Raw genomic sequence first — 13,945 nt, 5'->3', positions numbered from 1 at the left:
CCGGGATGCCCGGCTACTCACTACACATCGGCCTGAACCACTGCGACCCCGCCGCGTACCCCGGTTGGGACTCCACGTTGGGAGGCTGCATCAACGACGCCAACTCGATGATGCAGGTCGCCTCGGCGGCAGGCTTCCGCACCAAGCGCATGATCGACGGGGAGGCCACCTCGGCCGCCGTGCTGTCCGCGATCGGCACCCTCGCCAGCACCTGCCGTGCGGGTGACATCGCCCTGATCTCCTACTCCGGCCACGGCGGCCAGGTGCCCGACTCCAACGGGGACGAGGGCGACGGCCAGGACGAGACCTGGGTCCTCTACGACCGGCAGGTCTGCGACGACGAGCTCAACCAGATGTACCTGCAGTTCCCCGCCGGCGTGCGGGTGCTCATCGTCAGCGACAGCTGCCACAGCGGCACCGTCGCCCGTTCCGTGGTCAACCTCGCCACGCGTCACGCGATCGCGAGGAACCCGCTCGGCAAGGAGATGTGGCCTGCCGGGGTCAAGGTCGAGGAAGCCCGTCCGCGGGCGATGCCGCCCTCGATCGCGATGGCCGACGTGCGGCGTCGTCGCGGTGTCTACGAGCTCGCGCAGACCCTGACCAGGGGCGCGCGCAACCCCGATCCGGCGGCCTCGGTGATCCTGCTGTCCGGGTGCCAGGACAACCAGCTGTCGTTCGACGGCACGATCAACGGCGCCTTCACCACCGCGCTGCTGGCGGTCTGGAACCAGGGCCGCTTCAACGGCGACTACCGGGCCTTCCACGCCGCGATCGTCAGCCGGATGCCCGCCGACCAGACGCCGAACTTCTACACGCTCGGCGACGTCTCGGGCTTCCAGGCCCAGCGTCCGTTCTCGATCGAGGGTGCCGGCGGCTCGGGTGGCGCCACGCCGACCGCCCGGCCGCAGCTCCAGCAGGGCTCCTACGGGCCGGACGTCGTCTACCTGCAGCAGCGCCTGACCGTCCACGGCTACACCCTCGCCGCCGACGGCCAGTTCGGGCCGAAGACGACGCAGGCGGTCAAGGCCTTCCAGCTCAGTCGCGGGCTGAGCACCGACGGCATCGTCGGCACGCTCACCTGGCAGGCCCTCGAGCGCTCGCCCTCCGACGCGGGATCCGGCGGCTCGTGGGACAACGGATCGGGGTCGAACGGCTCGGGCTCGGGCGGCTACGACGGGTCGGGCGGCTACGACGGGTCGGGCGGCTACGGCGGCGACGGCGGGTCGGACGGCGGCTCGGACGGCACGGATGACGGCTGGGGCTCCAACGGCTCCGACGGTGGTTGGGGCTCGGAGTCGGGTGGCTCCGACGGCGGTGGCGAGACCGACGGGGGCTCGGACGGTGGTTGGGGCTCGGAGTCGGGCGGTTCCGACGGCGGTGGCGAGACCGACGGGGGCTCGGACGGCGGTTGGGGTTCCGAGTCGGGTGGTGCCGAGGGCGGTGGCGAGACCGACGGGGGCTCCGACGGGGGCTCCGACGGGGGCTCCGACGGGGGCTGGGGCGACAGCGGCTGGGGCTGAGAGCCGCGCGCGCCCGGACCCCCGCGGTCCGGGCGCGCTGCCGCGCCTCTACGTGCCGAGCTCTCGACGCAGGACCTTGCCCGTCAACGTCCGCGGCAACGCGTCGACGAACGACCAGGACTTGGGCCGCTTCGGCGGTGCCAGGTTCGCCCGCGCGTACGCGTCCAGCTCCGCCTCAGTGGCAGTCCCGACGACCGCGGCGCAGACCCGCTGCCCCCACTCCGCATCCGGTACGCCGAACACGGCGACCTCCACCACGCCCGGGCACTCGCCGAGCACCTGCTCCACCTCGGTCGGGTAGACGTTCACCCCACCGCTGATGACCAGGTCCTCCCGCCGCCCGTCGAGGTGGACGTACCCCTCGGCGTCGATGCGGCCGAGGTCGCCGACCGAGAACGCCCGACCTCCGTCGGGCAGGTCCCGCCAGGCAGCAGCCGTCTTCTCCGGCGCGCCGGAGTAGGTGAACGAGGCGAAGGGCGGCACCGAGCACCACAGCGTCCCGTCGGGGTCGACCGACATCGAGCGGCCGGGCCGGGCGCGGCCGACGGTCCCCGGGCGGGTGAGCCACTCCTCGGAGCGGCAGGCGGTGAACTGGCCCTCGGTGGAGCCGTAGAACTCCCACGTCGACCCGGGTGGGAACAGCTCGATCAGTCGTCGCTTCACCTCAACGGGGCACGGCGCGCCGGCGTGGGCGACGAGGCGGAAGGAGGAGAGGTCGGGGACGCCGACCTCGTCCCAGTGGGCGAAGAGGCGCTGCAGGTGGGTGGGGACGCAGAACATCGTCGTCGGGCGCTCGGACGCGATCGCCGCGGTGACAGCGGCGGGGTCGAACGGGCCGGGGATGACCAGACGGCCACCGGCGAGCAGGGTGCCGAGGCCGAAGCGCAGGGGAGCGGAGTGGTAGAGCGGGCTCAGGACCAGGTTCACGTCGGAGGAGGTGAAGCCCCACAGGGACTGCTCCTCGGCCCACAGTGCCGTCGCATCGGCAGGGGAGAGCAGACCCGAGAACACCCCCTTCGGTACGCCGGTCGTCCCGCTCGTGCAGTGCATCGGCCGCCCCAGCGGCAACCCCGGCTCCGGCAGGGAGTCGAGAAGGGCCGCGAGCTCAGCAGCGGTCGTCACGACCAGCGACGGGGAGAGCCCGGAGAGGATCCGCGTCCGCTCGGAGGCGGTCAGCCGCGGGTCCAGCGGGATCGGGAAGATCCCGGCGGTGAGCAGCCGCCAGACGCCCTCGACGTACGCGTGCGACCCCGGCACCAGCAGCGCCACGCGGTCGCCCGCGACCAGCGCAGGGAGGTCCGTCGGGAGGTCCGTCGGGTGAGCCACGGAGCCACAGTAGGGTCACCCCATGCGCGTCGGACTGACCGGGGGCATCGCCTCCGGCAAGAGCACCGTGTCCTCGATCCTGCGGGAGCTGGGGGCGGTCGTGATCGACGCCGACCAGCTCGCCCGCGAGGTCGTCGCGAAGGGTACGCCGGGACTGGCGGCGGTCGTCGAGGCCTTCGGCCCCGACGTCCTGACGGCCGACGGCGAGCTGGACCGCCCGAGGATGGGCGCCCTGGTCTTCAACGACGAGACGCTGCGCCGCATGCTCGAGGCGATCGTGCACCCCCTCGTCTTCGAGCGGTACGCCGAGCTCGAGGCCTCCGCGCCCACCGACGGCATCGTGGTCCACGACATCCCGCTGCTCGTGGAGTCCGGCCGGGCGGGGGAGTTCGACGCGGTGATCGTCGTCGACGCGCCTGAGGAGCTGCAGGTCGAGCGGATGGTGCGCGACCGCGGCTGGACCGAGGAGGACGGGCGCGCGCGGATCGCCGCCCAGGCCACCCGTGACCAGCGGCGGCAGGTGGCGACGTACCTGATCGAGAACACCGGGACGCGCGAGGACCTGCGTGCCCGCGTCCACGAGGTCTACGACGAGCTGGTCCAGCAGGCCCTGGCGCGTCAGTCCGGCTGACGGGCGGGTCGCGACCAGTACTGCACCACCGCGAGCACGCGGCGGTTGCTGGCGGGCTCCTCGTGGAGGCCGAGCTTGCGGAAGATCGAGCTGATCGCCGGCTCGACCGTCTTCACGCTCAGGTGCAGGCGCTCGGCGATCGCGGCGTTCGACAGTCCCTGCGCCATCAGCTCCAGGACCTCGTTCTCCCGCGCGGACAGCTCCGGCAGGCGCCCGGCCGCGGTCTCGATCTCGACGACGTGCGCCAGGCTCAGCCGGTCCAGCAGCCACCCCGCCACCACGGGTACGACGCCGAGCGCGATCAGCCCCGGTGTCGGTGAGCCCGCGGTCGCCAGCCCGGCGACGAGCACGACCGACACCCCGACCACGGTGGCGAGCAGGAGCGCGAGCTGACGGCGTACCGCCGAGTCCGAGGCACGCCAGCGCGCGACCAGGCCGACGATCCACAGCACCTGGAGCAGCAGGTAGCTGCCGTGGCCGAGCACGTTCCACACGTCCTGGGCGAGTGCGCGGCCGCCGAGGTCGAAGGGGAACGGCGTGCCGACCCCGGCGTCGTCGTACTCGACCGGGTAGAGGGCCGAGAGCAGCGCGCTCACGGTGGCCAGCCCGCTCGCCAGGGCCGCGACGCGCAGCCACGACCGGGACAGCGGCCGCCCCTCGGGGAAGCAGAGGATCACCCACGTGGTCATGCCGATGATCACCGCGGTCGGCCACACCCCCAGCCACCCCCACCACGCGTCGGCGCGGGAGGACGACGAGAGGCCGACCTGGCGGGCGGAGTAGAGGACGGCGCTGCAGAGCCCGACCAGCACGAACAGTCGTCCCTCGACGTGGCCGGGCCGCCGGGAGAGCACGATCGAGCCGACCAGGGTGAAGCTCGCCGCGAGCACCGCGTTGTGCAGGTTCGAGGCCCAGAAGCCGCGCTCGGCGCCGAGCGCGACCAGCACCGCGACGGCCCCGACCCCGCCGAGCGTGATCGCGACGTCCCCGCTGGGTGCCTGTGGCCTGGTCACGGCGCCATGCTGGCACGCGCGGCGGGCCGGGCGTACGGGGTTCTCCCTGGAGCCACCCTCCAGGGTCAGCCCCGTGGCGTGCGCACGCTCGGCCGGGCCAGCGTGGCGGCATGGACACCCGACGTACCCTCCCCTTCGCGCTCCTCGCCCTCGGCGGCCTGGCCTTCATCGCGGGCGGCGCCACCCACCCCGGCGACAGCGGCAGCGGCACCAAGACCGAGCAGCTGCACGAGATGCTGGTCCAGACCAGCTGGTACCCCTCCCACGCGCTCCTCCTGCTGGGCACGGTCGGCTTCGCCGCCGGAGCCGCTGCCCTCCGCGACAGGGGTACGGCGGCCACCCGGTCCGTCGCCAGGGTCGCGACGGTCGTGGGGACCGTCGCGATCCTGGGCATGGCGGTGCACCTGCTCGAGGGCCTGAACGCCGACGCCCTCGCCGACGGTCGGGCCAACCTGTTCGCGCAGGTGCAGGCCGTCAACGAGACGGTGGTCGACGCGGCCTGGGGCCTCGCCTTCGCCGCGCTCGCGCTCGTCGGCGGCCTGACCCGCAGCATCGGCAACGTGGTGACGGCCGCGCTCGGAGCCGTCGGCGGCGCGGCCTTCGCGCTGGCCTCGGCGACGATCGCGTTCACCGACGCCTTCGACCCGCTCTTCCCGGTCAGCGCCCTGCTCGGCACGTGGGCGATCTCGATCGGGGTCAGTGGGACGCGCGAGAACGCGAAGACCCCCGTCACGGTGTGACGGGGGTCTTCGGGGACGCAGCCGCCGGGGACGCAGCGGCCGGGTGTCTCAGGCGGCGGAGCCGGACGCCAGGTCCGGGTCGCCCAGGCGGCGCAGCTTCTGCAGCGCCTCCCGCTCGAGCTGGCGCACCCGCTCGGCGGAGATGCCGTGCTTGACGCCGATGTCGGCCAGCTTGTGCTGGCGACCGTCGGTGAGGCCGTAGCGGGACCGGATGATGTCGGCCGCGCGGGCGTCGAGCTGGTCGACCAGGCTGTTGAGCCGGTCGCGGGCCTCGACGTCGAGGACGGTGAGGTCCGGGCCGGGCGCGGTCTCCTGGGCCATCAGGTCGCCGAGCGAGGTGTCGCCGTCCTCGTCGACCGGGGTGTCGAGGCTGACGTGCTCGCGGCCCCACGCCATCAGGTCGAGGACGCGGTCGACCTCGATGCCGAGCTCGGCGGCGATCTCCTCGGGCTCGGGGTCACGGCCCAGCTGGCGCTCGAGGGTACGACGGGCGCCGCCGACCTGGTTGAGCTCCTCGACGACGTGCACGGGCAGCCGCACGACGCGGGCCTGCTGCGCGATGCCGCGGGTGATGGCCTGGCGGACCCACCAGGTGGCGTAGGTGGAGAACTTGTAGCCCTTGGCGTAGTCGAACTTCTCGACCGCACGGATCAGGCCGGTGTTGCCCTCCTGGATCAGGTCCAGCATGGGCATCTGGGCTCGGCCGTACTTGCGCGCGATCGACACGACGAGGCGCAGGTTGGCGTTGATGAACTCCTGGGTGGCCTTGCGGCCCTCCTCGGCGATCCACTCCAGCTCGTCCTGCGTGGCCTGCTTCGGGGCGCCGCCCTTGCGGCGGCCGATGCGGCCCTCGGCGAGGAGGTTCTCGGCGTAGAGGCCGGCCTCGATCGTCTTCGCCAGCTCGACCTCGCGGGCCGCGTCCAGCAAGGGGGTGCGCGCGATCTCGTCGAGGTAGAGGCCGACGCTGTCGCGTCCCTCGATCTCCCGACCGGTGTTGCGCGTCCTGTTCGCAGTTGCCGTGGCCATCGCGTCCCTCCTTCATCGTGCGGCTGGGGCGTCCGCACATGGTTCCCAACACCGCGGGTCGGTCCCGGATTCCCGGGTCCTCAGTGCTGCTCTATCCGCAATGACGTGCGGCACTCCCCGTAAGTTGCCCGAAAGAGGGAATCTCAGGCACTTCTCAATTTCAGGGGGAACGCGCTCAGGCTCGTGACCCGATGGATCGAGCCTCAGGCGGGGTCGCGGTCGGCCAGCCCCAGCCGGTCCAGGATCCACGCGAGCGTGAACGCGCGGTCCTCCCAGGCGCGGTAGCGCCCGGACACGCCGCCGTGGCCGGCCGCCATCTCCGTCCGCAGCAGCACGTCGGCCCGCGGCGCCCGGTCGCGCAGCCGGGCGACCCACTTCGCGGGCTCGACGTAGAGCACCCGGGTGTCGTTGAGCGAGGTCTCGGCGAGGATCGGGGGGTAGGGCAGGTCGGCGACGTTCTCGTAGGGCGCGTAGCCGGCGATCCGCTCGTAGGCGACCGGGTCGTCGGACGGGTTGCCCCACTCGTCGTACTCGGGGATGGTCAGCGGCAGCGTGGCGTCGAGCATCGTGGTGAGCGTGTCGACGAACGGGACGCCGGCCACGAACCCGCCGAACGCCTCCGGCGCCTGGTTGGCGACGGCCCCGATCAGCAGGCCGCCCGCGCTGGCGCCCTCGCCGACGATCTGGCCCGGCGTGGTCCAGCCGGTCTCCACGAGGTGGCGGGCCGCGGCGGCGAAGTCGTCGAAGGTGTGCTGCTTGTGCTCGAGCTTGCCGTCGTCGTACCAGTGCCGGCCCATCTCGCCGCCGCCGCGGATGTGCGCGATCGCGAACGCCGCGCCGCGGTCGAGGGTCGAGAGCCGGGCGACGGAGAAGTACGGGTCCATCGAGGACTCGTAGGCGCCGTACCCGTAGAGGTGGACCGGGACCGGGTCCGTCCCGGACTCGCCGCGCACGCCCTTGCGCACGACGAGCGAGATCGGCACCTGCACGCCGCCGGTCGAGGTCGCCCAGAGGCGGTGCTCCTCGTAGTCGTCGGCGTCGTAGCCACCGAGCACGGGCGCCTGCTTGCGCAGCACCAGCTCGCCGGTGCGCAGGTCGTGGTCGTAGACCGCGGACGGGCGGCTCAGGCTGGTCATCCCGACCCGGATCGTCGGCTGCTCCCAGGCGGGGTTGCTGCCGGCGCCCACGGTGGCCAGCTCGCCCGGGAACTCCACCAGCCGGTCGCCGACGACCGGCGCCTCCGGGTCGTCGCCGAGGTCGAGGATGCGGACCTGGCTGGTCCCGTTGCTGCGCTGCGACACGACGAGGTGGTCGGCGAAGGCGTCGACGTCCTCGAGCCGGACCGCGAGGTCGTGGGGGAGCAGGGGGCGCCACCCCGACGCCGGAGTCGGTACGGCGGGCGCGAGGCCGAGCTCGAACTCCGGTCCGTTCGCGTTGTGCAGCACCAGGAAGTGGTCGCGGCCGCCGATCACCGCGTGCTCGAGGGAGTACTCCACCCCGTCGACCCGCTCGGCGAACAGCTGCGGCGTCGCGGCCGGGTCGTTCGCGTCGAGCACGTGGAACTCCGAGGTCGTCTTGGAGCTCGCCGCGACCACGACGTAGCGGCGGCTGCGGGTGCGGCCGACGCCGACGAAGTAGCGGCCGTCGGGCTCGTGGAAGACCAGCTCGTCGTCGGCCTGCGCGGTGCCGAGGTGGTGCCGCCACACCTTGTCGGGACGCCAGGCGTCGTCGACGGTCGTGTAGTAGAAGTGGTCGGACGAGCCGCCCCAGGTCACGCCGCCGAGCACGTCGGTGAGCACGTCCTCGTGCAGCTCGCGGGTCGCCAGGTCGATCACCCGGACCGTGTAGCGCTCGTCGCCGACGACGTCGGTCGCGTAGGCCAGCAGCCGGTCGTCCGGGCTCACCGACGATCCGCCGAGCGAGAAGAACTCGTGGCCCTCGGCCAGCTCGTCGAGGTCGAGCAGGGTCTCCTCGCCGGGCAGTGCGGGCTCGTCGGGCCGCGCGTCGGCGGCGGGCTGCGGGGGAGTCCAGTCGTCGGGGTCCGTCACGGGCACGCGGCAGCTGGCGCCGTACTGGCGGCCCTCGAAGGAGCGTCCGTAGTACCAGTACCCGCGTACGCGCGTGGGCACCGACAGGTCGGTCTCGAGGGTGCGCGCCTTGATCTCGTCGTAGATCCGGGCACGCAGACCGGCCAGGTGCGCGGTGCGGGCCTGGGTGTACTCGTTCTCGGCCTCGAGGTAGCCGATGACCTCCGGGTCGTCCTTCGCGCGCAGCCACTCGTACTCGTCGGTGCGGGTGTGGCCGTGGAGCGTGGTGGTGACCGGACGCTGGTCGGCGCGGGGCGGGACGGGCTGGACGACCTCGACATCGGACATGCGTCGAACGCTACTGCGCCTCCGGTTGCTCCTCCGCGGGAGGGGCGGGCGGGTGCCAGCGCTGCAGCGCCGGGTCGTCGGCGGGGAAGGAGCGGACCGGTCCCGGCGGCGTGTCGGCGGTCTCGAAGCGGACCGTGACGACGCCCCGCCCGGAGCCCCAGACCCAGCCGCGGCCGTGCTCGTCGTGGACCACGTCCATGCCGGGCGCCCACGTCGTACCGCGGGGACGGGCGCCGGCCTCCTCGGGCTGCTCGTCGGGCTGCTCCGGCTCGTCCTCGTCCTCCTCGACCGCGAACAGGTCCTCCTGCACCCAGTCGGCCAGCCCGGAGACGCCGACGCCGAGCAGGCGCACGCCGCCCGAGGTGTCGAGGTCGGCGAGCAGGGTCCGCGCGAGCCGCGCGATCGTGGCGGAGTCCTCGGTCGGCGCCGGCAGCGTGGCCGAGCGGCTCAGGGTGGTGAAGTCGTACATCCGCACCTTCAGCGACACCGTCCGCCCCGACAGCCCGCTCGACCTCATCCGGCGCGCGACCTCACCCGCCTGCCGTACGACGATCGCCTCCATCTGGCGCCGGTCGGTCAGGTCGTGCTCGTAGGTCCCCTCGACGCTGACCGACTTCGTCTCCCGGTCCGGTACGACGGGCCGGTCGTCCTCCGCGCGCGCGAGCTGGAAGAGCCCGTGCCCCAGCGACTTGCCGAGCTGGCGGACCAGCTCGTCCTCGGTGACCTGCTCGAGCTCGGCGACGGTGTGGATGCCTGCCCGCCGGAGCCGCTCGACCGTCGCCGGGCCGACCCCGGGGATGACCGAGACGTGCATCGGGCGCAGCAGCGTCAGCTCGGTGCCGGGCTCGACGACCACGAGGCCGTCGGGCTTGCGCAGGTCGCTGGCGATCTTGGCGAGGAACTTCGAGCTGGCGAGCCCCACCGAGGCGGTGAGACCGCCGGTCACCTCGTGGACCCGGCTGCGCAGGTCCTCGGCGAAGGCGGTCACGGTCGCCACCTCGAGGTCCGGCAGGTCCGCCTGCGCCAGGTCGACGAACGCCTCGTCCAGAGACAGCGGCTCGACCAGCGGCGAGCACGACCGGAGCACGCCCATGACGGCCGCGCTGGTCGAGCGGTAGGCCTCGAACCGGCCGGACAGGTACGCCGCGTGCGGGCACCGCGCCCGTGCCTCCCGCGTCGACATCGCCGAGCGGACGCCGAACACCCGGGCCTCGTACGACGCCGTCGACACCACGCCGCGCCCTCCGGTGCCGCCCACGACCACGGGCTTGCCGCGCAGCGAAGGCTTGTCGCGCTGCTCGACCGCGGCGAAGAAGGCGTCCAGGTCCAGGTGGAGGATGGAGGCCTGGGCGCGCACGGCGTCACGTTAGTCGTCGCCACCCCCAGCTCCGTCCCCGGAGCGTCCACACCCGGGCCCGTCCGTCCCGCTCGTGCACAGCCCCGTCGTCGCCGCCGCGTGGGCGTCGGACCCTCCGGCGAGGTTCACGCCATGACCACCACACCTTCGCGTACCCCGCTCACCGCCCGCTGCTCCGAGGACCTGATCGCCCTCGCTCCCGTCGTGCTCGGCTTCTGGCCCGAGGAGTCGATCGTGCTGCTGACCTTCGGCGCCGCGCGACCCTTCCACGCCCGCGTCGACCTGCCACCGCGAGAGGTCCAGGACAAGAAGGTGCGGGGCGAGGTCTGCCGGATGCTGCTCGGGCCGGCCCAGCGCTACGGCGTCCGGGCGGTGGTGCTGCTCTACTTCACCTCCGACCTCCTCGCGGCCGAGGCGGTGCACACCACGCTCGCGCGGGGTTGTCGCCGCGCGCGGATCCAGGTCGTGTCCGGCGTGGTCGCCGACGGGCACGCGTACGTCGACCTCGGTGCGGGCGGCGGTCGGCTCGGGCCACCGACCCCCTACGACGTCACGATCCACCCGTTCGTCCTCGACGCCCTCGTCAGCGGCCAGCTGCCGCACCGCTCGCGCGACGAGATGGCCGCCGGGCTCGAGCTCGACCCGGTCCTTGCCGCCCCGGTCCTCGCCGCCCTCGCCGACGGTGGCCTGCTCGACACCGGTCCGCCGGCCGACGGGCGGGCGATCGGGACTCAGGGCGCATGGGTCGAGCAGACGGTCGCCCGGGCGGTCGCCACCGGCGAGCTGCCCCGGCCCGGCGAGCTGGCCCGGCTGCTCTGGACCCTGCAGGTGCCGCTCGTCCGCGACGCTGCATGGTCCCTGCTCGACCGGGCCGGTGCGACCGCGCACGTGCGGTTCTGGACCGACGTGCTGCGCCGTGCCCCCGACCCGGTCGCGGCGGCTCCCGCGGCCCTGCTCGGCTGGTCGGCGTGGCAGGCGGGCGACGGTGCGCTCGCCTGGGCGGCGGTGGACCGCTGCCGGCGGTCGGAGCCGGCGTACCCCTTGGCGGCCGACCTGGCGAAGCTCCTCGAGCACGCGGTGCCGCCCGAGTCCTGGACGGGAGTCCCCGACTGGAGGATCGGGCTCCCTCGCGGGGGAGGTGATGCCCACTAGTGTCGGCACATGGGTGATGACGTCGCCGCACAGGAGTTCACGCCTGCCGACCGGACCCGCTACCGGGAGAAGGTCCGCCGCTGCCTCGACGTGTTCGAGCGGATGCTGCGCGAGTCCGCGTTCGACACCGACGACCCGTGGACCGGCGTGGAGGTCGAGCTCAACCTGGTCGACGAGGCGGGGGACCCGGCGTTGCGCAACGTCGAGGTGCTCGACGCGATCGACGACCCGGAGTTCCAGACCGAGCTCGGGCAGTTCAACATCGAGCTCAACCTGCCGCCGGGCCCGCTCGCCGACGGTGGGCTGACGACCTGCGAGGAGCGGCTGCGGACCAGCCTCAACGCCGCGGAGGAGCGGGCGGCGAGCGTGGGTGCCCACCAGGTGATGATCGGCATCCTGCCGACCCTCGCCCCCGAGCACCTCACGGCCGAGGCGATCAGCGCCAACCCGCGCTACCGCCTGCTCAGTGAGCAGATCCTCGGCGCGCGCGGCGAGGACATCAAGATCGACATCCACGGCGTGGAGCGGCTGCAGACGACCGTCGACACGATCATGCCGGAGGCGGCCTGCACGAGCACGCAGTTCCACGTGCAGGTGAGCCCGGAGCGGTTCGCGGCGTACTGGAACGCCTCACAGGCCATCGCGGGGGTGCAGCTCGCGGTGGGGGCCAATGCGCCGTACCTGCTCGGCAAGCACCTGTGGGCCGAGACCCGGATCCCGCTCTTCGAGCAGGCGACCGACACCCGCGCCGAGGAGCTCAAGGTCCAGGGCGTGCGGCCGCGGGTGTGGTTCGGGGAGCGCTGGATCACCTCGGTGTTCGACCTCTTCGAGGAGAACGTCCGCTACTTCCCGGCCCTCCTCCCGGTGATCGACGAGGAGGACCCGCTGACGGTGCTGGAGGCCGGCGGTACGCCGAACCTGTCCGAGCTGCGCCTGCACAACGGCACGATCTACCGCTGGAACCGCCCGGTCTACGACATCAGCGGCGGCCTCCCGCACCTGCGGGTGGAGAACCGGATCCTCGCCGCCGGGCCGACCGTCGTCGACACGGTGGCCAATGCCGCGTTCTACTTCGGCCTGGTCCGCGCGCTGGCCGACAACGACCGGCCGTTGTGGTCGCAGATGTCGTTCAGCGCGGCCGAGGAGAACTTCCACGCCGCGGCCCAGCACGGCATCGACGCGGAGGTCTACTGGCCGGGCCTGGGCCGGGTGCGGGCGACCGAGCTGGTCGTGCGCCGCCTGCTGCCGCTGGCCCACGAGGGCCTCGCGGCCTGGGGCGTGGGCGAGGAGGAGGCGCACCGCTACCTCGACGTGATCGAGCAGCGCTGCCTCGGGGGCACCAACGGCGCGGACTGGTTCGTGCGGCAGATGCAGCAGCGCCGCGACGAGGACCGGTACGACGCCCTGCGCGCCGTGCTGGGGGAGTACCGCACCCGGATGCACGAGAACCGCCCGGTCCACACCTGGTAGTCACGCGGGGGCGGGCTGGTCGGGCGGGTCCGGGCGCACCCGCGCCCAGCGCTGCCCGTCCCCCGAGCGCGGGTCGTGCCACGAGCGCCGAGTGACCACGACGAGGTCGAGCCGCACGCCCAGCTCGCCGGAGGCCGAGGTCGCGGCGGCCGCCCAGGCGAGGTCCTCGACGTCGGGTCCCTCCGGCATCCGGGTCAGCCACAGCAGCGGGACGACGTCGCGGGCCAGGAAGTCGCGTGCCATCGCCTCCACGATCTCGATCCGGGCCGCGAGGTCGGGGTGCTCGCCGGGCTCCAGCTCGAGCTCGCGGGCCTCGCCTCCGGGGATGCCGACGTGCAGCACCGCCGGGTGGACCCGGCGCCGCTCGGTGCGGGCGTGCTCGCGGACCGTCCCCCGCAGCACCTTGCGGAGCAGCGTGGGGAGCGGTTCCTGGATGCCCGGACCGGTCGCCATGACGGCGAGCCTGCCGGATCCCCGCGCCGGGTGCGGGCGTCCTCCACAGGCTCGCCGGTAGGTTGCGGCCATGGCCTCACCGCTGATCTCCGTCGACGAGCTCGCGACCCGGTCGGGGGAGGTGACGATCCTCGACGTGCGGTACCGGATGGGCGGCCGGGGCGGCCCGGGGGAGTTCGCCGCGGGACACGTCCCCGGGGCGTCGTACGTCGACCTGGACAGCGCGCTCGCCGCCGCACCCGGCCCGCGCGGGCGCCACCCGCTGCCCGAGCAGGGCGTGTTCGAGGCCGCGATGCGCGCCGCCGGCGTCAGCGACGACCGGCCGATCGTGGTCTACGACGACTGGTCGGCCCACGCCGCGGCGCGGTGCTGGTGGCTGCTGCGCTTCCACGGCCACCGCGACGTCCGGGTCCTCGACGGCGGCTGGGCCGCCTGGCAGGCCGCGGGACTGCCCGTCCAGCAGGGTGAGCCGGACGCCGCGACCGGGGACTTCACCGCCCGACCCGGCGCCATGCCGGCGGTCGACGTCGGCACGGTCGCTGCTGCGGGCGTGCTGATCGACGCCCGTGCGGCGGAGCGGTACCGCGGCGAGGTCGAACCGATCGACCCCGTCGCCGGCCACGTCCCGGGCGCGGTCAACGTGCCGACCAGCCGCAACCTCGGCGAGGACGGTCGCTTCCGCTCACCCGAGGAGCTCGCGCAGGTCTACGCGGAGGTGGGCGCCGTCGACGGCGCGGACGTCGCGGTCTACTGCGGGTCCGGCGTCACCGCCGCCCACGGCGTGCTCGCGCTCGAGCTCGCCGGGGTCCGGGCGGCGCTGTACCCGGGCAGCTGGAGCGAGTGGGTCGCGGACTCCAGCCGCCCGGTCGAGAGGTCCTGACC

General features: G+C 73.5%; 12 protein-coding genes. 6 read left to right on the top strand and 6 right to left on the bottom strand.

Features of this window, described 5'->3' with window-relative positions; all coding sequences use genetic code 11:
* Positions 1–5: 5 nt before the first annotated feature.
* Entirely contained in the window at positions 6–1,520 is a 1,515-nt protein-coding gene (locus ASE20_RS24145; RefSeq protein ID WP_082612029.1) for a caspase family protein, read from the top strand.
* 48 nt (positions 1,521–1,568) lie between these two features.
* On the opposite strand, the gene ASE20_RS00660 is transcribed toward ASE20_RS24145, so the two are convergent.
* Positions 1,569–2,846 (bottom strand): class I adenylate-forming enzyme family protein, encoded by a 1,278-nt coding sequence (locus ASE20_RS00660; protein WP_164483656.1) that lies wholly within the window; start codon positions 2,844–2,846, stop codon positions 1,569–1,571.
* 22 nt (positions 2,847–2,868) lie between these two features.
* On the opposite strand from ASE20_RS00660, the gene coaE reads away from it, so the two are divergent.
* On the top strand, positions 2,869–3,477 hold the full coding sequence (coaE, locus tag ASE20_RS00655; protein ID WP_056892610.1) for a dephospho-CoA kinase: 609 nt from the start codon (positions 2,869–2,871) through the stop codon (positions 3,475–3,477).
* Here the strand turns inward: coaE and ASE20_RS24535 are convergent.
* Positions 3,465–4,490: a helix-turn-helix transcriptional regulator gene (locus ASE20_RS24535; protein ID WP_056892609.1), complete on the bottom strand. Its 1,026-nt coding sequence runs from the start codon at positions 4,488–4,490 to the stop codon at positions 3,465–3,467. The genes coaE and ASE20_RS24535 overlap by 13 nt on opposite strands.
* Before the next feature lie 110 nt (positions 4,491–4,600).
* On the opposite strand from ASE20_RS24535, the gene ASE20_RS00645 reads away from it, so the two are divergent.
* A complete protein-coding gene (locus ASE20_RS00645) occupies positions 4,601–5,230 on the top strand; it encodes a hypothetical protein (protein ID WP_056892608.1) in 630 nt (209 codons plus the stop codon).
* 48 nt (positions 5,231–5,278) lie between these two features.
* On the opposite strand, the gene ASE20_RS00640 is transcribed toward ASE20_RS00645, so the two are convergent.
* The 3 genes from ASE20_RS00640 to ASE20_RS00630 all read right to left on the bottom strand — a co-directional run bounded on the left by ASE20_RS00640 (position 5,279) and on the right by ASE20_RS00630 (position 9,988).
* Positions 5,279–6,256 (bottom strand): RNA polymerase sigma factor RpoD/SigA, encoded by a 978-nt coding sequence (locus ASE20_RS00640; protein WP_056892607.1) that lies wholly within the window; start codon positions 6,254–6,256, stop codon positions 5,279–5,281.
* 203 nt (positions 6,257–6,459) lie between these two features.
* Entirely contained in the window at positions 6,460–8,631 is a 2,172-nt protein-coding gene (locus ASE20_RS00635; RefSeq protein ID WP_056892606.1) for a S9 family peptidase, read from the bottom strand.
* Positions 8,632–8,641: 10 nt separating this feature from the next.
* Positions 8,642–9,988 (bottom strand): DNA polymerase IV, encoded by a 1,347-nt coding sequence (locus tag ASE20_RS00630; protein WP_056892605.1) that lies wholly within the window; start codon positions 9,986–9,988, stop codon positions 8,642–8,644.
* A 132-nt stretch (positions 9,989–10,120) separates the two neighbouring features.
* Here ASE20_RS00630 and ASE20_RS00625 point away from each other — a divergent pair, with 132 nt between their 5' ends.
* Both ASE20_RS00625 and ASE20_RS00620 read left to right on the top strand, forming a co-directional pair.
* On the top strand, positions 10,121–11,140 hold the full coding sequence (locus ASE20_RS00625; protein WP_056892604.1) for a DUF4192 domain-containing protein: 1,020 nt from the start codon (positions 10,121–10,123) through the stop codon (positions 11,138–11,140).
* Between the two features lie 9 nt (positions 11,141–11,149).
* Positions 11,150–12,610, top strand: a complete 1,461-nt coding sequence (locus tag ASE20_RS00620; protein ID WP_056892603.1) for a glutamate-cysteine ligase family protein — start codon at positions 11,150–11,152, stop codon at positions 12,608–12,610.
* Here the strand turns inward: ASE20_RS00620 and ASE20_RS00615 are convergent, their stop codons facing one another.
* Entirely contained in the window at positions 12,611–13,063 is a 453-nt protein-coding gene (locus tag ASE20_RS00615) for a hypothetical protein (protein WP_056892602.1), read from the bottom strand.
* Positions 13,064–13,133: 70 nt separating this feature from the next.
* Between ASE20_RS00615 and ASE20_RS00610 the strand changes: the two genes are divergently transcribed.
* Positions 13,134–13,943: a sulfurtransferase gene (locus ASE20_RS00610; RefSeq protein WP_056892601.1), complete on the top strand. Its 810-nt coding sequence runs from the start codon at positions 13,134–13,136 to the stop codon at positions 13,941–13,943.
* Positions 13,944–13,945: the final 2 nt, after the last annotated feature.

Source organism: Nocardioides sp. Root240 (assembly GCF_001428825.1).
Classification (GTDB): domain Bacteria; phylum Actinomycetota; class Actinomycetes; order Propionibacteriales; family Nocardioidaceae; genus Nocardioides.
The sequence above is the reverse complement of the archived record's forward strand: the minus strand, read 5'-3'. Positions and strand labels throughout refer to the sequence as shown.